Annotated in this window: 16 protein-coding genes; 12 read left to right on the top strand and 4 right to left on the bottom strand. The window is 37.0% G+C overall.

Annotated elements, in window-relative coordinates:
* Positions 1 to 246: 246 nt before the first annotated feature.
* Positions 247 to 786: a YfiT family bacillithiol transferase gene (locus tag AC13EX_RS08460; protein ID WP_482892320.1), complete on the top strand. Its 540-nt coding sequence runs from the start codon at positions 247 to 249 to the stop codon at positions 784 to 786.
* A gap of 140 nt (positions 787 to 926) precedes the next feature.
* Here the strand turns inward: AC13EX_RS08460 and AC13EX_RS08465 are convergent, their stop codons facing one another.
* Positions 927 to 1,610 carry a hypothetical protein gene (locus tag AC13EX_RS08465; protein ID WP_482892321.1) on the bottom strand — a complete coding sequence of 228 codons (684 nt, stop codon included), beginning with the start codon at positions 1,608 to 1,610 and terminating at the stop codon, positions 927 to 929.
* A gap of 787 nt (positions 1,611 to 2,397) precedes the next feature.
* Between AC13EX_RS08465 and AC13EX_RS08470 the strand changes: the two genes are divergently transcribed.
* From AC13EX_RS08470 to AC13EX_RS08510, 9 genes are all read left to right on the top strand, one after another.
* A complete protein-coding gene (locus AC13EX_RS08470) occupies positions 2,398 to 2,739 on the top strand; it encodes a YciI family protein (RefSeq protein WP_482892322.1) in 342 nt (113 codons plus the stop codon).
* An 86-nt stretch (positions 2,740 to 2,825) separates the two neighbouring features.
* The gene (locus tag AC13EX_RS08475; protein ID WP_482892323.1) at positions 2,826 to 4,061 is read left to right on the top strand and encodes an RNA polymerase sigma factor; all 1,236 of its coding nucleotides are present in this window, start codon (positions 2,826 to 2,828) and stop codon (positions 4,059 to 4,061) included.
* Positions 4,042 to 6,411, top strand: a complete 2,370-nt coding sequence (locus AC13EX_RS08480) for a hypothetical protein (RefSeq protein ID WP_482892324.1) — start codon at positions 4,042 to 4,044, stop codon at positions 6,409 to 6,411. The genes AC13EX_RS08475 and AC13EX_RS08480 overlap by 20 nt, the downstream gene beginning before the upstream one ends.
* Before the next feature lie 169 nt (positions 6,412 to 6,580).
* A complete protein-coding gene (locus tag AC13EX_RS08485; RefSeq protein ID WP_482892326.1) occupies positions 6,581 to 7,915 on the top strand; it encodes an APC family permease in 1,335 nt (444 codons plus the stop codon).
* Between the two features lie 478 nt (positions 7,916 to 8,393).
* Entirely contained in the window at positions 8,394 to 9,182 is a 789-nt protein-coding gene (locus tag AC13EX_RS08490) for a hypothetical protein (protein WP_482892327.1), read from the top strand.
* Between the two features lie 243 nt (positions 9,183 to 9,425).
* A complete protein-coding gene (locus tag AC13EX_RS08495; RefSeq protein WP_482892328.1) occupies positions 9,426 to 14,270 on the top strand; it encodes a RecQ family ATP-dependent DNA helicase in 4,845 nt (1,614 codons plus the stop codon).
* 228 nt (positions 14,271 to 14,498) lie between these two features.
* The gene (locus tag AC13EX_RS08500; protein ID WP_482892335.1) at positions 14,499 to 15,182 is read left to right on the top strand and encodes a cyanophycinase; all 684 of its coding nucleotides are present in this window, start codon (positions 14,499 to 14,501) and stop codon (positions 15,180 to 15,182) included.
* A 33-nt stretch (positions 15,183 to 15,215) separates the two neighbouring features.
* Complete coding sequence (locus tag AC13EX_RS08505) at positions 15,216 to 15,434, top strand: hypothetical protein (RefSeq protein WP_482892329.1); 219 nt, start codon at positions 15,216 to 15,218, stop codon at positions 15,432 to 15,434.
* A 42-nt stretch (positions 15,435 to 15,476) separates the two neighbouring features.
* Positions 15,477 to 15,659 carry a hypothetical protein gene (locus AC13EX_RS08510; protein ID WP_482892330.1) on the top strand — a complete coding sequence of 61 codons (183 nt, stop codon included), beginning with the start codon at positions 15,477 to 15,479 and terminating at the stop codon, positions 15,657 to 15,659.
* A gap of 178 nt (positions 15,660 to 15,837) precedes the next feature.
* On the opposite strand, the gene AC13EX_RS08515 is transcribed toward AC13EX_RS08510, so the two are convergent.
* From AC13EX_RS08515 to AC13EX_RS08525, 3 genes are all read right to left on the bottom strand, one after another.
* Positions 15,838 to 16,812: an NAD-dependent epimerase/dehydratase family protein gene (locus tag AC13EX_RS08515; protein ID WP_482892331.1), complete on the bottom strand. Its 975-nt coding sequence runs from the start codon at positions 16,810 to 16,812 to the stop codon at positions 15,838 to 15,840.
* A 280-nt stretch (positions 16,813 to 17,092) separates the two neighbouring features.
* Complete coding sequence (locus AC13EX_RS08520) at positions 17,093 to 19,087, bottom strand: LruC domain-containing protein (protein ID WP_482892332.1); 1,995 nt, start codon at positions 19,085 to 19,087, stop codon at positions 17,093 to 17,095.
* 802 nt (positions 19,088 to 19,889) lie between these two features.
* Positions 19,890 to 20,132 (bottom strand): hypothetical protein, encoded by a 243-nt coding sequence (locus tag AC13EX_RS08525; protein WP_482892333.1) that lies wholly within the window; start codon positions 20,130 to 20,132, stop codon positions 19,890 to 19,892.
* An 817-nt stretch (positions 20,133 to 20,949) separates the two neighbouring features.
* Here AC13EX_RS08525 and AC13EX_RS08530 point away from each other — a divergent pair.
* Both AC13EX_RS08530 and AC13EX_RS08535 read left to right on the top strand, forming a co-directional pair.
* Positions 20,950 to 24,327 carry a SusC/RagA family TonB-linked outer membrane protein gene (locus AC13EX_RS08530; protein ID WP_482892334.1) on the top strand — a complete coding sequence of 1,126 codons (3,378 nt, stop codon included), beginning with the start codon at positions 20,950 to 20,952 and terminating at the stop codon, positions 24,325 to 24,327.
* Between the two features lie 18 nt (positions 24,328 to 24,345).
* Positions 24,346 to 26,022, top strand: a complete 1,677-nt coding sequence (locus tag AC13EX_RS08535) for a SusD/RagB family nutrient-binding outer membrane lipoprotein (protein ID WP_048640288.1) — start codon at positions 24,346 to 24,348, stop codon at positions 26,020 to 26,022.
* Positions 26,023 to 26,332 lie beyond the last annotated feature (310 nt).

Consider the following 26,332-nt stretch of genomic DNA (forward strand, 5'->3'; position numbering starts at 1 on the left):
ACGAAAGCAAGGCTCTCCGATGAGTCGAAAAATCCTATCCCTTCCTCCCTTCAACTCACATCACACTTAAAATTTTCACTTAATCTTGAGAAATCCCTACAATCATCTTAGCCGTAGGAAGGGTCAAATTTTTATTTTAAATTCGTTTTCTAGCGACCTTGTGCGGTCTACTAATAAAGCCAATGCACCTTTCGGAATGCTATTCTTTATTTTACAATCATTGTACACTATAGCCAATCAACCACCATGAATATCCAAAAACTCAAATTCCCCATTGGAGAATATACACCCAATATAAGCCCTAATAGTGATCTAATCACAAAATGGATTAGTGAAATTGAAGATTTCCCAGCTAAGATTGAAAACCTAACCCATAATATCCCCATTGAAAAGTTCAACTGGAGGTATAGACCAGGTGGTTGGACTGTAAAGCAAGTGGTACACCATTGCAGTGACAGCCATATGAACAGCCTTATTCGATTTAAGCTGGCACTAACAGAAGATAAGCCAATAATTAAACCCTATTATGAAGACAGGTGGGCTGAATTGATTGATTCTCAAGACGACAATATCGAATATTCACTAAGCTTATTAAGTGGACTGCATAAAAAATGGATAATTCTTCTGAAAAGCCTTACAGATAAACAAATGAGGTTGGAATTTATACACCCCGAACACGGAGAAAAATTCAATCTGGCAGAAACCATTGGGAATTATGCCTGGCATTGTAACCACCATTTGGCCCATATAAAAAATGCAATTGGTTCAAATGGGGAATACAATTAGTTTGTGAAATTGAAAAATCCCTAGCAGAACCGGACTACCGCACCCTTTCCCGCTTCATTAGCCCCCAAAAGGGGTGGGCAGTGTTGATTTAGTCTTTTTTAAAAGACCTTAAGGCGAACTCGGGTTTTTAAGGGAATTAATTATTCCACTTTACTTAATGAATGGCCCTCGGTACTAAAAATAGTATCAGGAAAAGCCTTATTAAAATTAACCACTCGAATTATTACATTTGCTTTCTCCTCTTTGCTTTTTAAATTCAATTCTAATGGCAACTCTTGAACACCAAATTTGTCAAATAGACCCGATTCATCTTGGGACTTACCCGCACCTACACTTTGATAACTAAACACACTTGACATAGATAATTTTATATCCTCAGCAAGCATGATTGTAGCAAAATATTCCCCATTGTCAGCTAAAACCTCACGACAGTGATACCCTTCTAATGTGGTTTCATTTCCAGTAAAATTCAGTTTTTTCCGAGGCCCTGCATTATATGGTCGCAATGCATATTGCATACCTGGCCAATGTTTTTCATCCATAGGCAGGATGTAGCCAGTTTTCTTTCCATTCATTTCAAAAAGATTCGTAATGGTAGAATCCTTCGGGCTAAACACCATGCGCATGGCAGGGTCTCTTCTTTTTCCATAAATGATAATTGCCGTTTTATCCTTCCCAAAAAAATAAGAGATCGTATCAATACGTTCATTTCCATTAGGATAATAATGGTTTACGACTAAATCAAAACTACCTGTAAATGTCTGTGCATTTAGCGCTGGAACGATTAAGTAAATAGCGAATAATAGAAAAACCCCCGTTTTCATAAGTAGATTTTTTTTTGAACAATTACCTATAACCTATAGAGAAGCTTATAAATGCTTTTAAAAGGGAGGCAAGCTTTTATAATATTCTTCCGTACTCTCATCGATTATTCTGTAAATACTCAGTTTAAGGTTTATATCATTTAAACCTTATTCAATGCGTTTCACTAACTATTTGACCGCATCGAATAAGGTTGTGTCTCTCCCACCTTTAGTAGCGTTGAGCATGGCCTCCCATAAAGGTTTGTGCATAGGTTCCTGAACTCCGGCACAGCCACTAGGTGATTTTCCTTAAAGTTCACCTTGGATTTAGATTTTTTCATGATCTTTATAGGATTAACATATTGAATTCAATGAAAAACCGATTTATAGCTGAGTGCGTTTAACCTTTTTTCTTCTATCACTAGTATTATTTTAAAACTATATTTCTTTAGGATAATTACTCTTATACGGCTTAAACGCTTTTACTCAGGTGCAATTTTTTTCCCCTTGATTGAAAATTTCAGATAAGGAATCATGAAGAAATTGAGTATTATTATTTAGAAAAGCAAATTTACCATACAATACCTTATTGATAATTAGTATTTTAGACACCCGAAAACACAAGCACCTCCGTGTACATAAATTATTATTTTGAATATAGATTACCCAAAAAAATCAAACAGCTACCTCACCTAGCTTGACCATTAAACAAGTGTTAAAAAAATTTACTCGCAAAAAAAGTGCACGCGATGTCCTATCTTATGAAGTTCAATCGTCATAGAGGTATAAATTAAAAACTATAGAAATTATGAAAGAATTTATGATGATTTTCAGAAATGAGAAAGCTGATCAGCCACAACCATCCCCAGAGCAAATGCAAGCAATGATCAAACAATGGCAGGATTGGATTGGAGGAATTGCTGCACAAGGAAAATTCGTTAGCACCAATGCCTTGGGCTATGAAGGCCAAACTGTAAATGCCAACGGAGTAGTCAGCGATGGACCCTATGCTGAAGTAAAAGAAATCGTTGGTGGTTATATTATTGTAAAAGCCGATAACCTTGCCGATGCTGTTAAACTTTCCGAAGGTTGCCCAACACTTTTAATGGGCGGAAAGGTTGAAATTAGGGATGTAATGGTATTCAACTAATTTGTAGAATTAAGTGTAATGGATGGAACAACTTTTATAATAAGGATCTGGACCATCATCTAACAAAGTTTGGTGTATAATTGGCTATGCAAGAAAAGGAACTTATACCTCATTTATTCAAGACAGAGTACAGGAAAATCATTTCTGTACTCTGTAATTTTTTTGGAATAGCCCACATTGAAATCGCGGAGGACATTGTTAATGATACTTTTCTTTTGGCAAGCGAAACTTGGGGACTTAAGGGTATTCCTGAAGAGCCTACAGCTTGGTTGTATTATGTTGCCAAAAACAAAACGAGGGATTATTTCAAGAGGACAAAAATTTTCAACGAGAAAATATCCAACGAACTAAAGCACAATCAATCAACCAGCTACGAATTGGAGCTTGACCTTTCGGAAGAAAACATCAATGACAGCCAATTACAAATGTTATTTGCTGTTTGCAACCCTATCAATAGCAATGAATTACAAATCGCTCTTGCCTTAAGAATACTTTGTGGTTTTGGCGTGGAAGAAATTTCCAATGCCTTATTATGTTCAAAGGATACAATCAACAAAAGACTCTACAGGGCAAAAACAGCTTTGCGGGAAAACAATATAGACTTGTCCTTTCCCTCGAACTCAAATCTGGAAAACAGGTTGGACAATGTGCTTTCAATATTATACCTCCTATTTAATGAGGGCTATTATTCCTCCACATCTTCCAATTCACTCAGTAAAGACCTATGTTTGGAAGCAATGCGCCTACTCTACATCCTGACCGAAAATGAGAAAACCAATATCCCAAGAGCGAACGCATTGATGGCATTATTCTGTTTTCATTCATCGAGATTTGACGCAAGGCTTGATCAGTCCGGACAGCAGGTCCTCTATAAAGAACAGGACAAAACAAAGTGGGACGCTGAGCTAATTCAAAAAGGCGAAACTTACCTTCGCTATTCAGCAAAAAGCGAACAGGTATCAAAATACCATTTAGAGGCAGGAATTGCTTTTTGGCATTCAAGAATAAAAGTGGCCGAAAAAGATAAATGGAATAACATTCTACAATTGTACAACCGTCTACTGCAAATCGAATACTCACCCATTACGGCCTTAAACAGGACCTATGCTTTGGCTATGGCTGAAAGTAAGGAGACGGCATTGAAGGAAGCACTGAAAATAGACTTAAAAAAGAACCATCTTTACCATTCCCTTCTAGCTGAGTTATACAATAGAATAGATCCGAAAAAGCAAACCGAGCATTTGGACTTGGCAATAAAACTGGCTAAAAACGAAAACGACAAGCTATTTTTAATAAGTAAACGTGAAAAAGCCAAGGGCTAGAGGGCAGATGATTACTGAACAACCACTTACTTTCAAAGTAACCCGATTAATTAAGAATTACATTATGATTGGCAATAATTTTAGACACTTTACCGGATGGTTACTACTCATTCTTTTGATAAGCAATTGTTCAAACAAGGAACAGGGTAATTTTAGCACCTCGTATTTTGAAATCAAGATTGATGACAAGGGCTTTATCACCAGCATGAAAAACAATACCCTGTCTCCACATCGGGAATTTAGCCCAGCAGATAAACCTTCTCCTTTAATGTGCCTTTATGATGGTGAAAAGCAAGTCTATTATAAGCCAATTAAGGCAATATTTAATGAAGCAGAAAATGCAATAACACTTGATTTCTCCAATGGCTCTGTGGCCCAAATTAGCCTAGAAACGAAAAACAAATATTTCAAATTCACCCTTGAATCCCTTAGCCAATCCGAAGGCATTGAAGGTGTACAATGGGGCCCTTACCACACCAATATCACCAACCTTTTTGGCGAAATCATCGGCGTTGCAAGAGACAGCAGCGAATTGGTCAATTACGCCATTGGAATGCTTGCCCTGGATGACAACACACTGGGAGGCACTTCAGAAACCATAGCCGATGCCGCTCCATTTCAGTACATTATTCATTCCCCTGACCCTTCAATTTACCCCTTACCTGACTCCTTGCATGAAGGCCAGGTTTTCACGCTTGGTGGAGATGGCATCAACGATGTTGCTTTTTATGCCCACAAAGAACCTTACTTCAGAATAATGTATGGCAATGCGGCTAGCGTTGACGACAAAGGAAGAATCTCCATAAATTACCAGTCAAGAGATCGGACTAAAAAAAGGGAGGTCTATTATTCTTTGATTCCCAATATGGCAGTGAATACGCCTAATCATTTGGAAGTTCAACCATTGCCCGGCATTGATTATATCGGCTCCTCAATTGCATTGTGGGGCAGTCCAGACAGCCTTGCCTTGATGGATGTTATTCAAAACATTGTATTGTCAGAAGGCTTGCCCTACCCTACCATTAATGAAAAATGGGTGAAAGATCCTTCTGCTTTTGTGCCAGATGCCATGACCCACGGAGGCTTAAATGACAGCATCATCTCCTATACTTCCCAAATGGGATTTAAGACAATCAGTTTGTATGACCAAGGATTCGTCAGACCTGATCGAGGAAATGGAGGCTATATTGATGGGAGCGATTTTGAGAGAAAACCTATACAGCTCAGCTCTGGAAATAAATCCCACAAGGAATTTTCCGAAATGGCAGCCAAATATGGGATTACAATTGGTAGAACAACCATTACAACTGCACTAGCTCCCGGGACCAAAGATGCCAGCCCAATCCCAAGCGATAGCCTTTGTTACCAGCAAAAACGATTGTTGGTAAACTCCATCAGCCCCGACGACACCCTTATTGTGGTAGATGATCCAACACATCTGGATGAAATCGCAAGTTGGGAAGGCCATGCGGAGAATTTGAATATGATAAAAATCGGCAAGGAACTCATTTATTATCTGGGCGTTTCAGAAAGCAAACCCTACAGGCTTTTAAATGTAAAACGTGGGTATTGGGGAACCAAGCCTCTCCACCACGCTGAAAATGACACCATTTACAAGTTGCAGGTAACTTTAAATTACGGTTATGATGGACTGATTCCGAATATGGAACTTCAGGACAAAATTGCAGCATACTATGCAGATGTGTGCTTTATCAATGGGCTGGGTTATTATGACTTTGATGGGCAGGAGTTTTTGTTTAACAATGGCCATGGCTACTATTCGGCAAAGCGATTTTTTCGGAAAATGTTTGAAAGAGCAGCAGCACATGGAATTCCACCTATCCGCTTTACTGGGGCCACTTTATCGGAGGGTTCATGGCATTATCAAAGTATATGGAATGTTGGAGGAGGAAAGAATTTATATGATGTAGAGACCAGAGAATGGGGCAGCACTACCAGTCAGGGCAAAGACCTTAGGGATGTGACATATGCCAATTTCTTCCCTGTAGGCATGGGCCGTAATTTCGCTATCAATGCCAACTCCACGGTTGAACAGTATTCACATATACAAGCCATATCGGTAGGCCTAGGCACTACCTACAGTTTAGAGTTGAACCAAAAAGAGGTAGAAAGTTGTCCTCAGAAATATGAAATATTTAGAACGATAAGCACTTGGGAAAAAGCCCGTTCGGCCAATGCTTTTCCGCGGAACATCAAAAAACTATTGGTTGATCCTAAAAGGAACTGGACCCTAGAGCAGGGTGAAAACGAAGATTCTTGGATACTTAACGAAGTAAAGGAAGGTAAGATTAAAACAAGTTATGTCTTAGACAAAAACGAAAACGGATAAAAGTGCTTTTTACAATAGGGTTTATGTTTTAGTCTGCTTTTTTAATGATTTAGCTGTTTTCAGGTTATAAAATCAAAGGATTTTCAATTCATAAAGTAATTACTAAATTTGGGGCTTTTATCATACAGCTAAACTTTTACCATCACCCTACAGCCAATTTAAATATTAAATGACTCAACATAGAAAGAGAAATAAAAGCCTTGGGTTGGTTGAATTAATCGCCATTGCACTAGGTGGCATGGTCGGTGGTGGCATATTTACCATATTGGGGATTTCTGTTGCATTAATTGGAAACCTAACACCCATTGCGATCATTGTAGGCGGCTTGATTGCTGCATTAGCAGCATACTCCTATGTAAAACTTGGGCTATATTATAAAGATGAAGGGGCAACCTATTCCTTCTTTAAACGCACCTATCCAGAATCTAATTTCTCAGCCTCAGCCATAGGTTGGTTCATCATTTTCGGATACATCAGTACTTTGGCACTTTATGCCTATACCTTTTCTTCTTATGCCCTAAGCAGCACTGAATTCGCAGAAAACATTTGGATGCGTAAAGGTATTGCCATGGCCGTTATCGGATTATTTACCTTAATTAATATTTGGAGTGTGAATGGAATGGGGAAAATTGAGGACTTAATGGTGTATACTAAACTTGTAGTGTTAACAATAATCTCCATTGTATTGATCAAGCATGGAACAACTGACTTTGAGACTTTTATAGAAAACATGGCCTTTGATGTAGAAAACTCAAACTTTTTCTCCATCCTAATTGTAGCCTCCCTAACTTTTGTAGCCTATGAAGGGTTTCAACTGGTTATCAACGCTGTTAATGAAATGACCAATCCCGATAAAAATATCCCTAGAGCGATTTACAGTGCAATTGTTCTGGCGGTATTAATCTATGTAGTAATTTCAATGGGGGCATTGTTTGCCATTCCATCAGAAGAAATCATTAATAATAAGGAATTTGCACTTGCTGCTGGAGCTGAAAGTGTTTTAGGAAAACTAGGGTCAAACTTTGTAATTCTAGGTGCCATTTTAGCCACAAGCAGTGCTATCAGTGGAACGCTTTTTGGCTCTTCACGTCAAATGGCTGTAATTGCAAAAGACGGTTTTTTTCCTCATGTATTATCCATCAGAAAAAACAGTAGTCCTCAAAATGCGATAATCACCATGGCTATTATTTCCTGTCTATTAATCCTAATTGGTGGCTTGCAATTGATACTTGAATTTGGAAGTGTCACCTTCCTATTGGTCTCTTTATTAATGGGAATAGCCAATTATAAAATAAGAGAGAAAACAAATTCATCTACACTTTTAACCTTGCTCTCAATCATTGGACTTGGCATTGGTGGCATAATGATTTTGTATTATGAATTGACGAACAATTGGGAGCAGATGGTGGCTATCATCGTACTTTACTTATTGCTTGCTCTTGGAGCTTGGGCCTTTTCAAAAATGAAGCAAAACAGCAGTTCTAATCCTGTGGCATTTAAATAGCATGAAACTGGAGTGGAACTCTAATTTTTAACCCGGATTATGTAATAGAATGTCTATTGCATATTTCGGGTTTAAAGATTAAGCCCAATACAGGATGGTTTTCTTTCGATTTCAATACTCACTGAGAGGTTAGAAAATCTAAATACACTTCCAGAAAAATACTTTACCTTGGGAAATTAAACCTACTCTATTGGTGCTTTCATGAAATATAATATTTCAGTAAAATCCCTTTTTTATTGATTTTTTTTCGTGAATTATATCACTTATGACTGAAAAATAGTATTTTCAACTTTTAATAAAAAGTAAAGTTTTTTTCAACTTACTGATGTTGTCCTTTTTCCAAAAGCTCACTGACTTGCTCTAAACCAATGACACCATTTTCAAACAGGATAAAAGCTCACCAAAACAACAAAGAAAAGAAGGACTAAATTTTGTCAAAAAACACCCTTCACCTAACAAATATTTAAACAATTAACTCATGGAAAAAGCTATTTCAGTATTTGCATTTTTTTTATTTTTCATCACTATCAATCAATCATATAGCCAGATAGATGTCAATGTAACGGACATCAAAAGTGAAGAAACTTTTTCATTTAGTAATGTCTACGACAATTACGACTTGGACAAATCACTGCCCACAATGGTTATCACCTGGAGCGGTAAATGGTGCTATCCCTGCATCAATTTAATCAACCGTTATATGGATTGTGATTTATCGATGCTCAATTTGATAACCATAAATGTGGACGCTGAAGAAAACTTAGCCGATATATTAGACGAGGGGCACCACCAGAATTGGGACAAAGCAATAAACCTCCATGCTAACTTAGGGGAGGATGAAAAGGGCTTTGACAATGTATTCAATGTTACTTCTGCCCCTTTAGTACTGTATTTAGTTGATGGGATGATCTCAGATGCGGTGGTGAGCTATTCTCTTTATCCCTATCGTTTATTACAAACAGATCGAATCAAAGACATTAACTTCATATGGGACAGCTCAAGAGATTTAAACTCTCTTGCATGGGGAATATATAGCAATGAGGATGACGTAGAAAAATTAGAGTTGGCAAAAGAATGGGTTTTACGCTCAATGAAATTAGAAAAAACCTATTCAAATACAGACACTTATGCTGCGCTGCTTTATAAAACAGGAGATTACACACAATCTTTAAAATTGGCAAAGCAGGCTATAGAAATAGCCAAAGAAAATGATCAAGATTACAGCTCCACCACAGAATTAATAAATAAGGTCATTGAAAAACTGTAAGTAAAATCTAAAGAATTAAGGGCTGTGATAAACCTATATCACAGCCCTTTCATTGAGTGCCAGATAGAAGCATCGACTGCCCTAGAGCCATTTGACAAAAATAATTAATTATATAAAGTTAGACCTAACAAGCATAAACCTCCTAGATAACAATCTTTACCAAACCCACTAAATATTATTATCTTAGCTAAAACTGTAACAGATTTAAAATTAGCCTAAACCAGGATATCCGATTAATAAATCATGAAATCCATAGCTTTCATAGATACTGAGATAGATGTAAAAACTCAAAATGTGCTGGACATAGGAAGTATTAAGAGCAATGGAGAAGTTATTCATACACCTTCCATGGCCGCTTTCAAGGAATTTATAAAAGGGACTCAGTTTATTTGTGGACACAATATCATCAAGCATGATTTAAAATTCATTCATAGGGGCCTAACTGAAATAAATTTTGATCTTTCAAACATCATTGACACCCTATACCTCTCCCCGTTACTTTTTCCCAAAAAACCTTACCACTCTCTTGTAAAAGACGACAAGCTTCAAACAGAAGATAAAAACAATCCTTTGAATGATGCCAAAAAGGCAAAGGATCTTTTTTATGATGAAGTCGCAGTTTTTCAGCAGCTTGACAAAACTCTACAGCATATTTATTACAATTTGCTATGCAATAAATCAGAGTTTAAGGCCTTTTTCAAGTTTGTAGACTTGGAAGTAGCAAGAACCAACACAGAAGACTTAATTAGGGAAAAGTTTCATGGCGAGATTTGCAGAAATGTTAATTTGGCTAAACTAATAGAACACTATCCTATAGCATTTACTTATAGTCTGGCATTAATCAATACCAAAAGTCGGCTCTCAATTACGCCTCCTTGGGTAATAAAAAATTATCCAGACATTGAAAGCATTTTGTATGTATTGAAAAACAACCCTTGCTTGACTGGATGTAAATATTGCAATCGAGCATTGGATATTCACAGGGGCTTGAAAAAGTTTTTCGGCTTTGAGGCTTACAGAACCTATGGAGAAGAGCCCTTGCAAGAAAAAGCGGTAAAAGCAGCAATTGACAACAAATCAATCCTAGCCGTTTTTCCTACCGGAGGAGGCAAATCCATCACCTTTCAGGTTCCAGCTTTGATGGCAGGGGAAAATGCAAAAGGCTTGACTGTTGTAATTTCTCCTCTTCAATCTTTAATGAAAGATCAGGTAGATAATCTAGAGAGAATTGGAATCACTGATGCCGTTACTATCAACGGACTGTTAGACCCCATTGAAAGGGCCAAATCATTCAATAGGGTAGAAAACGGAGCAGTTTCTATTCTTTATATTTCTCCGGAGTCCTTGCGTTCAAAATCAATTGAACACCTCTTACTGGGAAGGAATATCATCCGGTTTGTAATCGATGAAGCCCATTGTTTTTCTTCTTGGGGACAGGACTTCAGGGTTGATTACTTATATATCGGGGATTTTATTCATGCTTTACAAAAGAAAAAAAACAGGACCGAACCCATACCTGTTTCCTGTTTTACGGCCACTGCCAAACAAAAGGTCATTGAAGACATTTGCAGTTATTTCAAAGACAAACTTTCTTTAGAGCTGATTGTTTTCAGCTCTAAAACTTCCAGAACCAATTTACATTATAAGGTTTTCCCTAAGGAAGACGAGGAACAAAAATACAATGCAGTCAGAAGTTTAATTGAAGAAAAGGAGTGCCCAACGATTATTTATGTATCTAGGACACACAAAGCTTATTTGTTGTCAGAACGTTTAATCAATGATGGCTTTCAGGCCAGGCCTTACCATGGAAAGATGGACAAACAGGAAAAGTCTGAAAACCAAGATGCCTTTATCGATGGAACTGTCCAGATAATGGTAGCGACTTCTGCATTTGGAATGGGAGTAGACAAAAAAGATGTAGGAATGGTCATCCATTATGAAATTTCAGACTCCCTTGAAAATTATGTACAAGAGGCCGGCAGAGCAGGAAGGGATGAAAGCATCTCGGCGGACTGCTTTGTGTTATTCAATGAAGAGGATCTCAGCAAACATTTTATCTTACTCAATCAAACCAAATTAAGTATAAAAGAAATTCAACAGGTCTGGAGAGCCATTAAAAATACGACCCGATTTCGTTCTACGGTATCCAATTCCGCCCTAGAGATCGCCAGAAAAGCCGGTTGGTATGACAATATCAAAGAAATTGAAACTAGGGTAAAAACCGCAATTACTGCTCTGGAAGAGGCTGGTTATATAAAAAGAGGGCAAAATGTACCGAGAATTTATGCTAGTAGCATATTAGCCAAGAATGCCCAAGAAGCCATAGAAAAAATCAATACTTCTGAAAAATTTAATGATAAGCAAAAACAAAATGGCATTCGCATTATAAAAAAACTTTTTTCCAGTAAAAGTAAAAATCACTCAAATGAGGAAGAAGCTGAGTCTCGCATAGATTATATTTCTGATCATCTGGGGATTGTTAAAGAGGAAGTTATTAAAATTATCCGCCTTCTCCGTGAAGAAAACATCTTGGCAGACTCTAAAGATTTAACTGCATTTATTAAAAATGGGGAAAATAAAAACCAATCCCTCACTATTGTTGAATCCTACGCCCACATTGAAAATTTCCTTCTGTCTAAATTCCGGGAAGAAGAAAAGTCATTTCAAATTAAAGCACTAAATGAAGCAGCTGAAGACAGTGGCTGTTATGAAGTAAGCCCTTATAAAATCAAAACCGTAATCAATTTCTGGGCGATTAAAAATTGGATCAAACGGAAAGCACTGAGCTATTCTAGTTCTCACATGGCAATAATATGCATTCAGCCGAAGAATAAACTACATGAAAAATTAAAAAAACGACATGAACTTGCAGTTTTTATTGTAGATTTTCTCCATTCAAGGGCTATGTCCAAATGCCCTGAGGGAAACCAAAACAAAGTGCAGATTCTGATCGATTTTTCTGTGCAGGAGCTCAAAGAAGCTTACGATAATTCATCCCTACTTTTTAAGCTTCAAATCACAGCTGAAGACATTGAGGAAACCCTTTTTTATTTATCGAGAATTGAGGCTTTGAAAATTGAAGGAGGTTTTTTAGTAGTTTACAATCAATTAACCATTGAGAGAATTGAACAAGACAATAAAATCCGGTACAAAATCGATGACTACCAGAAATTGAATCAGTTTTATGAAAACAAGGTGCAGCAAATCCATATTGTAGGAGAATATGCTAAAAGAATGCTGAATGACTATAAAGAAGCCTTACAGTTTGCAGAAGATTATTTCCAGTTGAATTACAGCGTTTTTTTAAATAAGTATTTCAAAGGAAGCCGACAAAATGAAATTAAAAGGAACATAACCCCGAGTAAATTCAGGCAACTTTTTGGTGAACTTTCTCCTCGTCAATTGAAAATTATCAAAGACAATCACTCTAATAATATAGTGGTTGCAGCCGGTCCCGGAAGTGGAAAAACTAGAGTTTTGGTTCATAAGTTGGCTTCATTACTACTTATGGAGGATGTTAAACATGAACAATTGCTCATGGTTACTTTTTCAAGAGCCGCAGCTTCAGAATTTAAACAACGGCTATTCAAATTGATTGGCAATGCAGCCAATTTCATTGAGATAAAAACTTTCCACTCCTATTGTTTTGACTTGCTGGGAAAAATTGGAGATCTAAAAAAATCCACTGATATAATTAAAATGACAGTAAAAAAAATTTCCGGTGGAGAAGTGGAAGCAAACCGGATTACCAAAGCTGTTTTGGTTATAGATGAAGCCCAAGATATGGATGCTAATGAATTTGCTTTAATCAACACATTAATGGAGCAAAATGAAGAAATGAGGGTCATTGCGGTTGGAGATGATGACCAGAACATTTATGAATTTAGAGGAGCCAGCGCTAATCATCTGGGACAATTTATCAAAGAAAAACAGGCAGTTAAATATGAATTGATAGAAAACTATAGGAGCCAAAAAAACTTGGTTGATTTCACCAACCAGTTCATAGAAAAACTTAGAAAACGGTTAAAAATTAACTCTATAAAATCAGCCTCCAATAAAAATGGATTAATAAGACTAGTAAAGCATCAAGGACAGCATCTGATTACTCCCTTGGTAAATGAAATAATAAATGCGGAAATCAAAGGAAGTACCTGCGTATTGACCAGATCAAATGATGAAGCACTACAAATCACAGGCTTATTGCTCAAAAATAAGATTCCCGCCAAGTTAATTCAAGCAAATGATGGCTTTAGTTTATACAACATTATCGAGCTTCGCTTTTTTCTCAACCACTTGGAATTAGCGGACAATGTTTATGTGATTCATGAAGAACTATGGGTCCACGCAAAAAAAGCTTTGTGGAGAAAATACAAAAGGAGTTCAAAAATAGAAGTTTGCATTAACCTGATTAAAGAATTTGAAGCCTCCCACCCCAAAAGGAAGTACAAAACTGATTTGGAGTTCTTTCTTCGTGAGTCAAAGCTGGAAGATTTTATTTCCGCCAATGGGGACACTATTATGGTTTCGACCATACACAAAGCAAAAGGAAAGGAATTTGATAATGTCTTTTTACTCCTGCAAAACCTCAGCCGCTTACAAGAACAGGACATCAGGCTATTGTACGTAGCTATGACAAGGGCCAAACAGCACATGTCCATCCACTTGGTAGGGGATTTTCTAGATAATATTATTGTCGATGATCTGGTAAAAGTGACAGAGCCCTACCATTGGCCTGAACCGGACATTTTGGTAATGCAACTCAGTTATAAAGACATCTGGTTGAGTTTTTTCAAAAAAACCCAATACAGAATTTCTAATTTAATATGTGGAGATGAACTGCAAAGCAAGGATGGCACTTGCTTCGATAAAGAAAATCACCCTATCTTAAAATTTTCGAAAAAATTTCAAAAGCAAATGGAAGATCTGGAAAAGCGGGGTTACCAACTTGCTTCAGTTAAAGTAAATTTTATCGTATATTGGAAAGAAGAAAATTCGAATCAGGAAATTAGGGTTGTATTACCCGAATTGCATCTTAAGAAAACATCAGCATCTCTCTCGAATAAACAACAAGAAGGACCCGCCTACTGACACAATTGTATGCATCACAGGGCCTGAATTACAACTCATTTATTGATTTTATTTTAACTATTTTGGCCAACTCAATTAATTCATAAGTCCTTGAAAATTAACATATACACCCTACTATTCTTAACACTATTTTCATTGAGTATCCTTCAAGGTTATACGCAGCAATTGGGGGATAAGCCAGGGGCTTTGTTGATAATGTGAGGAAGTTGTACCAATGACTTCTTTTTAATCCAATTTTCAGGATTAACGGGTGGACTTGATAGCAAAATTGTAATCATTCCGACTGCGATGGAAGATGAGTTATTGGACGCTGAAAATGAATTAAATAGGATTAAGAAGCCATTTTTTAACCATGGCTTTAAAAACATAAGCATTGTCCATACCCGAAGTAATACCTTTACAAATGGAGATTCCTTGAATGTACTCCTACTTGAGGCCGATGCGGTATGGATCACCGGAGGTCGGCGATGGAGACTAGCTAAATCCTACAATGGTACCAAAATAATAAGCGCTCTTAAAACCATCTACCAACAAGGGAAAATCATTGCCGGTACATCAGCTGGCGCATCCATTATGGGCTCTCTACTTGATAGGGGAGATTCCTCAAACCATACCCTGATGATGGGGGATTATCAGGAGGGATTTTCCATGGTTAAATCCATGGCCATTGACCAGCACCATTTAGCTAGAAACCGACAATTTGACCTATTTGAAATCAAAAGAAAGTATCCTGATCTACTAGGGATTGGTATTGAAGAAAACACAGGACTTATCCTAAGCAAGGGAAAATTTAACCTGGATTATGTAATAGGATTTCTCCGCCCTGACAAGGTCAGGGGTGATGCCTGTCCCGTGTTTACGGGAAGTGTTGCAATCGCAAGAAAATCAGGCTGTTTGGAAATTTTTGCATAGCACCGCTATAGTGAAATTGAAAACAGCAACGAAGTGGCTAATTTTGAAGCGATTTCAGCACGTAATAGATTGTCTATTTCATATTTCGGGTTTAAGGTTATTGGAGCAGGCTATGTTAGTATCTATGATGGTACCCGATGGTCAGAAGAACGGGACACCATCTACCAATTACCTCCGGGTGTAGAACAGTTTTACCTTTTGGCCTCCAACTTTGAGTATGACATGCGCATTCGGAAAGTGATCTTGCTTTAAGATCGCACCGAAGGACATGTCAATGTTCCCTTTCTAATAACATTGGAAGGAACTTACCAGCAGGTAGAGGGACTTAAGTACGGAAATGATATTCGAATAAAAGTAAAAACAGAAGCTGGCAGACTACTTTTCGAACAATCCTGGAATGGAGCAATTTACGAGGTACTCTATGACCATTCTTTGACTTTTTTTAGACCTAATGCCATTGCGGTGTTTTATTTTTAAAAAGACAAGTTTGGTCCCATAGATCTTTTCAATTATTATCAAAATGGGAGCACTACTTGGAAAAAGCCAAGCCTCAACCAACAATAGAGGAAATTGCAAACTTAAGAAAGTAGCAAATAAGGACTCCCATAGCTATGGGAATCCTATTCATTGGAAAGACAGATTTCCTATTTAACTACTATTTTCCTTCCTGATTAGGGCCTACTTGTATACCTAATTTATCAAAATAGTGCTCAATGGCTTCCTGAACCGCTTCCAGAGAACTGTATTTCGGTTGGTAGTTCAACAATTGCTTGGCCTTTGAAATGCTTCCGCAGGGACTATGGGCAATATGATCCCAGGTCAATTCCTTATTCCTTGGATTATTGGCTTTTCCCCATTCCTCCCAGGGTAAGAATTTCAATTTTGCCTCACGCCCAAATACCCTTGCCACTCCCTCTGCAAAACCTCGCAAGGTCAGAGCTTGCTCTGAAACAACATGAAAACTTTCACCTATGGAATTCTTTTTGTTTTCAATGGCCTTAATAAATGCTTGAGCAACATCATCGGCATGAACATGATGAACTGTTTCCATACCGAAATTGGGCAATACGATTTCCTCACCTTTAGCCAAGCGTATAAAAATCTCAGGATCAAGATGTCCCGCAGGATTAATAGGCAACCAACCCGGCCCGGTAATATGACCAGGATGCAGAATTGTAACTGGAAATCCTGACTCTTTATGAAAGGAAAGCAAGTACGCTTCAATCTTTGCTTTATCAATTCCATATTCACCAAAAGGATTGCGCTTTTGATTTTCTCTGGTTGGTATTTGTTCACTGTAACCATGCACCCACATACTCCCACAATGTAGGAAATGATGAATCTTGCCATTTAGCGCCTCTGCAAGATTACGTGCGCTCTCTGTTGTAAAGCAAATTAAATCAATAACAACATCTCCTTTCAAGGCTAATATTCGAGAGGCAAAATCGCCATTTTCTTCAGCTTTTGTTCGATCAATCGTAACATATTCAACTGATGTCCAGGTTTCGTCATTAACATAAGGCTCAGCCTGCTGACGACTTACACAGACCACAGTATGGCCAGCTTTTATAAGACGAGGAACCAAATAGGTACCAATGTGACCTGTACCACCAATTATTATTACTTTCATAGTATTTTTTTCAGTTAATTAAGAACAACAGGGAGCATATTGTTTAAAAAAAGCAATATACCTACACCATGTACTTGTTCAAAAAATAAGGAGGCTAATGTTTGTTTTAACACTTTTAAAAGCCGGCATTAACCACTTTTTTTCAAAAACAAAAACCAATCAATTCCTCCTAACATCATATTCAATTTATTAAGCTTGTTCTTTTTAGGTTAAAAAAATACCCCAAAGAAGTACTTTGGGGTATTTTTATTAAATATGAGTTAGAATTTAAAGAATGATTTTATTCCAATAAATCATCATTTCTATTCCCTGGATTGTCTTTATACCAATCTACATTATTCGATCCTCCAGATTCTGCCCAAGAACTAAAAAAGTTATAAGCCGAAGTGATATCAACTTTTTCTTTTGGTACTTTAAAATCGTGAATAATACTTATAGCCCAAGGAAATCCATTTTCCGAAATAAAATTACCATCAGTATCTTTATTATCCCCTGTGAAGGCAACGCTTTGGTCACCTAAGCTTGTTATATGTCTATATGGCAAATGAATCTCTTTTTCTCTCTGTTTATTTACAATAATAAACGGATTAAAAGGTGCAACCCCCAAATCGCTGGTACTTATTGGATCTACAAATCGAATAGAGATCGTAGTTTCATTTAATATATTATCAACATCATCTGCTAAAATAATAACCGCATTGTCCTGCCCTGCTTCTGTACCATTTGAACTTACATTTATAAAACCATGGGTTAATACAGGACCAGATACACTTTCGATTTGAGAAGGATCCAGTCCTTCGATTTCAAATCCAATTCCATTGGTATACCCAGCTCCATTGGCTTTTATATTACAAACAAAGTCTAAACGAACAGCTAAATTGTCGGCGTTTAAAACAGCGATGGCCTGGTAACTTAAAACAGCATCGTTAAAGTCATAATCGCCCGTTGATGGCCATAAATCCTCAAAAGCGATTGTTCCTTTTCCGTATTTACTAGGTGTAAAAGACTCAAAAGCGGCTTCTGCATCATCTGGAAACGCATCATCCTGATCCAATATTCCATCACCATCAGAATCGGTTTCATCAACATTATCTGAATACACCCTAAAAGTAGTCAAGTCATTTATCTTTCTTCCAAAAGCAGTATTGTTATTGGCCCTTGAACCATATTTATACTCCCAACCACCCGTCTCTGTATCCATTACTATCAAATCCGCGTTGGCCGATGCTTCTGCTAACCATAACTCCTGATTGGAATCAAATGTCATGGAGGTTGGTGTAAATGGCAAGTTGTCAGCGCTTATTCTTGTACTTTGATAATCACCATCATCGTTTAGATCCAACCTATAAAGGCCTGAGAAAGTACATAGGAAAAGTGTGCCATCTTCGGCAAAATCCAAATCACCACCTGTTGTATTGTGAAGTCCTAAAATATCTTTGACACTTACTCTTTCTCCTGTGGAAGGATCAAAAGTGTATAGCTTTGCGCCATTATTGGAAAAATACAATAAACCATCATTCGGATTATAACCTAACCTAGGTCCGCCAATACCCAGATTCGCGACTGTTTCCCAAGAATCTTCGACGATAGAATATTTCATTAAGGGATAAGGCTTGGACCTTCCAATAGAATAGAGCATCTTATTTTCCTGGTCAATGGCACAGGTAAAACTACCCATAGGCATATTTGACAAATCAGTAAGTTCACCTGTCAATGGATCAATTTGAAACAACTGTCCTTCTCCATTAACACTGTATAAATAATCGGTCACAGTTTGCCCTGCTAACGACCTTTCATTGGCACCGCTTTCTGAAAAAGTATAATTTACTTCTTGGTCAATAATGTCTTCTATGGAAGACGAAAAGCTTAAATGCTTGTTTCTTCTTATATAAACCTTGTTATAGAAATTAGGTAGATTAATAGTTTGCTTTAGTACCCCATTACTAGGAACACCGCTGAAAATCAATTTTTCTAAAACATCAGACTTGTAAATGGTTTCGGTAACAGTCTCCCCAAACTCATTCTCATAGGTCTCTGTACCTGCATCATACAATTCATCTGAATAAGCATACACATCGTATTTTGCATAAGTCGCATTATCAGAAATATTGATCGTTACATCTTGATAGGTGCTAAAGTCAAATCCTGAAGGAATTGATAAAACTTGATCCTCTTCATCAATTTTAGTAATTTTTTCAGGGGAAAACAGATTACAGCCTGCCAACAACAGTAGGACAAAACTGAATTTAAATAGATTATTTATTGATTTTCTCATAACTAGGAAATATTTAAACACTTCAGTAATCCATAAACCTTTAGATTCAATTAATTAAACCCGAAAAAACAATAGACATTCTATCATAGAATAGAATCACGCTCCGAAATTTCGGCAAACCCTATTGAAAAATACTGGTTAAACTTATGATTGAGGTTTTTTCAATTACTATTTTTTATTACACGTACAGATGACTCTATTAAAAGTTAGCCAACTTCAATTCGTCGACTTCGATTTTTAGGCAGATTACAAACAGGCTTAACAGTTTACAAAATGGAATTAAGAAATAGCATTAATTAACTCGCCGGTATTTCTCGTAAAAATTATCAAAACTTCTCAGTTTTAATTTATCAGTGAATTACGTTAAACAGTCTTTTATCTTCTTTAGAACAGTAGATTAAATGAATTGTTTCTAAATATTTTCAATTCTTCAATAGGTGATTTTTCCAATCTTAAAATAACTCCATTCAAAATTGTATTGGCATGAGTCCTGTTGACTTGGCCTGATTTTGATTCGCTACTACCTTTTTATTTTCTTACAATAATTATACCAAAATTTGATTTGTCCCATTTTCATTTTCAGGAACAAGCTTCCAAAAAGATTTACTATAGTGTAAAAATCAATTGCCTATATATTAGAAAACGAAATAATTAAACTAAAAAAACAATAGAAATAATTCAATAAAAACCAGACTAGTGCATTAACCCAATCTGCAAAAACGACAATGAAAACAGAATGTATTGCCCTCATTGGTACCTTAGCGTATGGTAAAAATCAAAGAGACCATACGACAATTGACAATCAAAAATCACGATTATTAACGTTAATTTCTTTTTGTAAAATTAGACAATTAATAGGAGTTTTCAAAGAAATATAAATTAGTTCTAATATAAAATCTAGTACCCATCCTAAAAAAGTAAATTTATAGCATTTATTTTTTTTTCCCCTTTTGGTTTTACACCCCCAAAACCCAACCCATAAATTTAGGACTACTTTTACAATAGACAATCTATCACGTGCTGAAATCGCTTCAAAATCAGCCACTTCGTTGCTGTTTTCAATTTCACCATAGCGGTGCTATGCTAAAATCTCCAAACACGACCTGATTTTCTTGCGATTGCAACACTTCCCGTAAACACGGGACAGGCTTCACCCCTGACTATTGTCAGGACGGAGAAATCCTATTACATCATCCGGGTTTAACCGAGTCATTGGTATTTATACAATTTAAAGAAGAGGTGCCTTAGCGCTATTTAAATTAGCCATTGCAAGCTTAAGAATCTTCTACTACTAATTAAGATTTTAACACTAATTTAAACTGCTTTTAGTCGGAGTTAAAGTTTTAAAACAAATCAAAGCTACCATTTATAAAATTTTCCGCCCTTTCAAACAGAAAAACGGGCATTTAAACTAAATATTTCATGCTATTATTTTATTAATAAATCATCTATAATTTATCACAAAACAAACCGAATTTATTGCTATATCAACCAATATTATTGCAATCTTATCTACAATTATCACAATACATTCTGTTTTAACCTGTAAATCATACGCACTTTTCAAAAAATCATCTGTAATTATATCAAAATTATCTGTACATTATCATTTGATTATGATTGCAGATATTCTGAAATATAGGCTTGCTTATAGGTTTAATATTGCAATCTTGCATTTTGGTTTGGATTTATTTCCACCTTCAATTTCCTTAAAATGCAAAAATTTAAACATTTATTTATAAACCCTAAACCCAAAATAAGAATGCCTATGACATAGAAACAAACGAACTGATATTTTAAGACCCGTAAGGTGCAAGAAAATAACCTTCGGTTTCAAATGAATTTATTTTAAAATTACAACAATGAAAAAAAAACAAATTAGTGGAGATCTTGAGGATCTTCCCCGTAAAACAATACGGACCATACAGTTAAGTCTGTTTTTGTTAGTATTGAACGCTGCGATGTTGTTTAGTACTGTTACCTATTCGCAGAATACCAACTCACAAAAAACAATCACTGGAGTAGTTACAGATGCAGATGGATCACCATTGATAGGAGTAGCAGTATTAGTTAAAGGGTCAACCAGCGGTACCGTAACCAATCTAGATGGTGATTTTTCAATTACTGTCCCTTCGAATACTGAATCTTTGCAGTTTTCGTATATAGGCTATCAACCACAGGAAGTGGCCATTGGCAGTCAGTCAATTTTAAACATCACAATGGTTGATGCTGCAGTTGGGCTAAATGAAGTAGTGGTTACTGCTCTTGGTATTTCCAGAGAAAAAGAATCTCTGGGGTATTCCGTTGGAACTGTTGGTGGGGATGAATTAAATAGAACTCCACAGGCTAGTGTACTTAGCTCAATGCAAGGAAAAATAGCCGGTGTACAGATTTCTCAAACCTACGGAGTTAAAGGTTCTTCCATGAACATGGTGATTAGAGGAGCATCTTCTTTAAACTCCGACAACCAACCTTTATTCGTAATTGATGGTGTACCCGTTTACAACACTACGGATAACTTATTTAATCAGGCTGACCTCGGTAATGCTATTTCAGACATTAATCCAGAAGATATAGAATCAATGTCTGTATTAAAAGGACCTAGTGCTGCGGCGCTTTATGGTTCACGTGCTGCGAATGGTGTAGTACTTATTACGACCAAATCAGGTTCTGGTAAAGAAAAAGGCTTAGGGGTGGATTTCAATTCATCATTTATTGTTGACAATCCCTACCAATACCTTCCTGTTCAAAATGAGTTTGCTTCAGGGCAAGAAGGTGCCTTTGTATTTGAAAACGATGCATACGAATTTTGGGGACCAAAGTTAGACAATGGCTTTATCGCCCAACAAAGAAACCAGGATAGTCCAAGTGAATTGGTTTCTCATCAAAACAATATTAATCGTCAGCAAGATTTTTATCAAAACGGATGGACGCAGGTAAACAATGTAGGAGTTAGTGGTAACTATGACAAAGCCAATTTCCGCGTTTCTTTGGGTAACTACCTTAACAAAGGTATTATGCCGAATGTAGATTTGAAAAAGAACAATATAAGCATCAATGGAACGATGAACCTGACTGATAATTTGGAGGTGACAGTAATGACCTCATTGAATGAGTCAAGTTCAGGTAATAGACCAAATACCAATGATGGTTTTCTCACCCCAACAAGAGCCATTTTGACTGTTGGACCACAAGTTGACATGTCCCTTTATAGTAATCCTGACACCTGGTGGATGCCTAACCAAGAAGGAATTGTTCAAACTCGCTGGAAAGAAAGGTGGAACAATCCTTATCTGATGCAAGAATTGGCCACAACAAGTTTTGATAGAGTGCAGGCAATGACTAAGATACAAGTAGGCTGGGAATTTGCTAAAGACCTGCGCTTTACAGCAAGATACCTACGTAGTCAATTAAATCAAAGAGCTGTTAATCAAAGGCCATGGGATACAGTTGATTCAAAGAAGGGTAATTTTGATATTCAAAATTCCAGTTATAGGGAACAAAACTGGGAAGGTCTTTTCTCTTATAACAAAACTTTTGGAGCTTTTGACTTACAAGCCAATGCTGGGGGAAACCTTAGATACAACTACCGGGAAAACATTCATAACTCTACAACCAACTTGGTTATTCCCGGCTTGTATACCATTAGTAATGGAGGTCCGGGTTCGGTCCTTTACACCAACTTCTTGAGTAAAAAGAAAGTAAACAGCCTTTTTGGCCAAACCTCTATAGGCTATAAAAATACGGTATATCTTGACTTGACGGCTAGGAATGATTGGTCTAGTACATTGCCAAAAGAAAACCGATCGTATTTTTACCCTTCTGCTTCTTTAAGTGTACTGGTAAATGAAATGTTTGACATGCCGGAATGGATCAGCCTCGCAAAGGTTCGTGCAGGTTACGCTCAGGTAGGTAATGATGTAGATCCATATCAGCTTCAGAGATATTATAATTTTGGAGCAGATTGGGGAGATACCAAACGAGCAAGTATTGACAAGGTGGCTAAAAATGCCCAACTAAAACCTGAAATAGCTACTTCCAAAGAAGTTGGGGTTGACTTGTCCTTGTTTAATAACAGATTGACACTAGATGCCACCTATTATACCATGGATAATAAAAACCAGGTACTTGGCATTAGCACCCCAATTACTTCAGGAGCAAACAGCAAACTGATCAATGCTGGTTTGGTAAGAAGTAATGGCTGGGACATCACGCTAGGTACCTCTATTATTAGGCAAAAGGATTTGTCATTTGATCTAGGATTAAATTTCACTAGAAATAGAACTACTATTGTAGAATTAGCTGATGGAGTTGAATACTTTGGCTATAGCCAAGGGTATGCTTATTTCTATACCTATCCAGGAGATCAGGTAGGAGATATTTATCAAGCTCCTTATTTTAAAGTGGAAGATCCAAATTCTGAGTACTATGGTCATGCCATTATCTATAGTAATGGTAAGCCTGAAAGAGATCAAAATCCTGAGAATTTTGAAAAAATTGGTAACTACAACCCTGATTTCATATTGGGTATAAACCCTAACGTGCAATATAAAAACTTCAGCCTCTCTGCAGTTATAGACTGGAGATCAGGTGGAGAATTCTACTCAGAGACTTTGAGACAAGGAAAGAATGATGGCAGGTTTCCGGAATATATTAACGGAAGCGTGGATTATGACCCCAATGTAGACATCGTACAGCAAATCAAAGATAACCCTGAGAAATATTCTCATGAATGGGTTGGAGGACGTGATTCTGAATATGGTGGTTTTGTATGGCAAGACGAGACACAACGAGAAGCCAGAAGCTATATAAATGCCGATGGGGAAAAAGTATACGTTAATGATGCCAGTTTTGATGTAGGCGTTAGAGAGGATGGCCAAGGTGGTTATATAGAGAATTTTGGAGGCCCAGGTACAATATGGCTTAGTCCGTATAACGCGCAAAAGGGAGCTGATAGATACTTGGCTTCAGCTAACCTATACAGTGCAACTTATGTGAAGCTAAGAGAGGTCTCAATTACCTATAGGTTCCCTAAGGCTATAGTAAATAAATTTAACCTTCAAAATATGTCTTTATCGTTGCTAGGTCAAAATTTGTTTATGTGGACAAAACACAATGTATTCATCGATCCTGAAACTGCTTATACCGCAAGAGGAAGTAGGAATGAACCAGGGTATGAGTTTTACTCTGTGATTCCACGTACCCGTAGTTTCGGTATGAAATTAAATGTTGGGTTTTAATTATAATAAATATTGATCATGAAGAAAATTATAATAATAATATTATCCATTGCATTCATTCCGATTTTAAACTCATGTAGTGATTTTGATAAATTGAGTGAAAGTCCCAATGATGTAAACGAAGTTGATCCAAATTTTCTATTAACTACAAGTACCTATAATTTTGCAAACACCTATAGTGAATTTGGTTATTGGGGTTCAAGGATTCCTTCCTTATTACAGTACTACCAAGTGGGTGATGGGTATAAATCGGAGGAACTAAACGCGCTTTATTGGACACCGGGACAAAGTAGTCCTTGGGCTTCTATTTACTCTAATCTAGTAGATATCCAGGCCATGTCTGACCTTAGTGTTGAGCAAGGAAACGTTTTTACTGAGGCTGTAGCTTTGGTATATCAAGCTGGACTTATCGATTTAGTTTCTAAGATATATGGTGATGTTCCCTTTTCAGAAACCAATCAACTAGAAGAAGGAGTTGTTTTCCCAAAATATGATCAGCAGAAAGAGATTTATGAAACCCTGTTGGTCAATTTGAAAAAAGCAAAAAACATGATTGAAGGGATTCCAGGGTCTCAAGTTCCTGTTTTAGATGGGTATGACTTGTTGTACGATGGAGATAAAGACAAATGGGTAAAGTTTGTTAATTCTCTTAGAATCAGGATGTGCTTATTGTTAAACAACAAAAGAAATGAATTAAGCATTGATTTAGATGCTGAGTTCCAAGATGCTGCTCAAAATGTTTTCACAAGTAGTGATGACAATGCTGTGCTAGATTATCTGGGAAATTCTGCAGCTACTTCTTTTCGAGGGGGACAATTTAGGTCTTCAGAACTGACTTATGCCAGGAGAATGGGCTTAGGTTTTCTTAATTCATTAAGAGATCAAAATGACCCTAGATTGTATAGGTGGTTACGTCCTGTTGAAAAGAAATGGGACAAAGATGTTGAATCAGCAACGACGATCCAATATACAGATCCACTAGGACAGACTTTCCCTGTTGAAGTATTGCCATACCCTAGTGGTTATGATGATCTGGACACAAGTCTTTACGTTGGTTTACCCGTTGGTAGCCAAGCTTCATGGACAGCCTATAATGCAGGACCTCAAGCTACTTCTGTTGAACCTAAGACAACCCCGTTTAATAGTCGCCTTAGTGAGATTTATTTCGAAAATGCAAATCCATATATAGGCATGGATATTATCACCTATTCTGAAGTTGAATTTATATTGGCAGAAGCTGCAGAAATTGGGGCTTTTGGTGTCAGTGACGCAGAAGGTCATTATAAGAAAGCCATTCAAGCTTCTATGGATGAATGGGGAATATTTGGCGATTATGTAGGAGGATTTGATTTTAATGAATTTTACAGTCAGGAAAATATTGACTTGAGTCAGGCAACAAATAAGCATGAGCGCATTATGACTCAAAAATACATATCCATGTTTTTCAGACCTGAGCCATGGTTTGACTGGCGTAGAACAGGCTATCCGAATCTTATACCTCCATATGATGGTGCTCAGCCCGCTATTCCTATTAGGTATCATTATGATTCACCTACACCTCCTGATCCTCAGTATGTTGACAAATACAATGAAGCTGTTGAGAGACTGGAGAAATCCGAATTTGTTCAGGTGCCATCAAATGATGATACTCGCTCACGTATGTGGTTACTACAAGGAACCAATTTACCTTATTAATCATTTATAACCACCAATTAACTATAGAGGGTTTGCTGAAATTACTTTCAGCAAACCCTCATTTTTTTATATAAATTTGTAATATATAGGTATTGACTTTCTAAAGGTTCATAGCCAAACAGGCATTGATTTCTATTTGCTGAAAGGACCATTGCTCTATACGAATTTCAACCCGAAATATGCAATAGACAATCTATTAAGTGCTGAAATCGCTTCAAAATCAGCCACTTCCTTGCTGATTTCAATTTACCCATAGCGGTGCTATGCTAAAATCTCCAAACAGCCTGATTTTCTTGCGATTGCAACACTT

It is taken from the genome of Cyclobacterium sp. L-R (assembly GCF_056859355.1).

Excerpts from the sequence above, each read along its gene's own strand:
- AC13EX_RS08520 (WP_482892332.1), bottom strand. The coding sequence starts at position 19,087 with ATGAGAAAATCAATAAATAATCTATTTAAATTCAGTTTTGTCCTACTG.
- AC13EX_RS08495 (WP_482892328.1), top strand. The coding sequence starts at position 9,426 with ATGAAATCCATAGCTTTCATAGATACTGAGATAGATGTAAAAACTCAA.
- AC13EX_RS08490 (WP_482892327.1), top strand. The coding sequence starts at position 8,394 with ATGGAAAAAGCTATTTCAGTATTTGCATTTTTTTTATTTTTCATCACT.
- AC13EX_RS08485 (WP_482892326.1), top strand. The coding sequence starts at position 6,581 with ATGACTCAACATAGAAAGAGAAATAAAAGCCTTGGGTTGGTTGAATTA.
- AC13EX_RS08535 (WP_048640288.1), top strand. The coding sequence starts at position 24,346 with ATGAAGAAAATTATAATAATAATATTATCCATTGCATTCATTCCGATT.
- AC13EX_RS08515 (WP_482892331.1), bottom strand. The coding sequence starts at position 16,812 with ATGAAAGTAATAATAATTGGTGGTACAGGTCACATTGGTACCTATTTG.
- AC13EX_RS08530 (WP_482892334.1), top strand. The coding sequence starts at position 20,950 with ATGAAAAAAAAACAAATTAGTGGAGATCTTGAGGATCTTCCCCGTAAA.
- AC13EX_RS08470 (WP_482892322.1), top strand. The coding sequence starts at position 2,398 with ATGAAAGAATTTATGATGATTTTCAGAAATGAGAAAGCTGATCAGCCA.
- AC13EX_RS08475 (WP_482892323.1), top strand. The coding sequence starts at position 2,826 with ATGCAAGAAAAGGAACTTATACCTCATTTATTCAAGACAGAGTACAGG.
- AC13EX_RS08460 (WP_482892320.1), top strand. The coding sequence starts at position 247 with ATGAATATCCAAAAACTCAAATTCCCCATTGGAGAATATACACCCAAT.
- AC13EX_RS08465 (WP_482892321.1), bottom strand. The coding sequence starts at position 1,610 with ATGAAAACGGGGGTTTTTCTATTATTCGCTATTTACTTAATCGTTCCA.